This window comes from Micromonospora sp. GCM10011541, from assembly GCF_042650725.1.
In the GTDB taxonomy this organism is placed as follows: Bacteria; Actinomycetota; Actinomycetes; order Mycobacteriales; family Micromonosporaceae; genus Micromonospora; species Micromonospora sicca.
On record NZ_JBHSBP010000122.1, the window covers coordinates 1 to 827 of the forward strand.

The 827-nt window shown below is 68.7% G+C and carries 1 protein-coding gene; it reads right to left on the reverse strand.

The window, feature by feature from the left end; genetic code table 11:
* Positions 1 to 748, reverse strand: a 748-nt coding sequence (locus ACFOYX_RS36210) for a transposase family protein (protein ID WP_377534821.1), incomplete at its 3' end; no start/stop codon positions are given.
* Between the last annotated feature and the right edge of the window lie 79 nt (positions 749 to 827).

Genomic DNA, 827 nt, shown 5'->3' on the forward strand with positions numbered 1-827 from the left:
GGCGGAGGCTGCGCCAGCGGCCGGTGAGGATCGCGAAGCCGCGTTCTCCGAGACAGCGCATCGATCGGAGAGCGGCGTTGTAGGCGCGGTTGTCGACCGCGAGCCGGCGGCCGTCGGCGGGCTGCTTGTACGGGGTGTGGATGCCCTGACCAGCGCCGTCGTAGCCGGAGTCGGCCAAGGTCGGCAGTTTCAGTGTGGATGCCGCCCAGTAGAGGGCGCCGGTAACGTCCAACCGTTGGGCGCAGGTCAGGTCGTGCAGGTGACCGGGCAGCGCATCCGAGGTCCAGATCGGCAGCCCGTCCGGGCGCATCACGGCTTGAATGTTCGCGCCGAAGTCGCGGTGCTTCCCGGAGTACCAGGCGTCGATCGTCTCGCCCTTCACGCTGGTGGTCGTCTCGGCCAGCCGGTCGGTGTCGAACAGCTTCCCGTCGAGGATCACGTGCGACCAGCCGTCAGCGGCGACCCGGGTCAGGGCGTCGTGCAGAGTAGGCGTCTGCGCCGCCAGGACACGCACGGCCTCGGCCACGTACCGGTACGCGGTCGCCCTCGACACCCCGAACCCCGCCCCGAGGATGGTCTTGTCCTCACCCTTGCGGAACCACGCCAACACCAGAAGCGCCTGGTAGAAGCACGTCAACGCGCGGGTTCCCGGTCGGGTGCCCACCGCCCGGCGCTCGGCCCGCAGCAACCGCGCCACGTGTCGCACGAGTTCCCTGGGCACGTCGAGCCTGGCAGAATAGGTGATCACGTGGAGCCCTCTCGAAGACTGATTCCGTCGCAAGAACCTGTCTATCGATGGCTCCACGCCCACATCCAGCGCTGTCCGC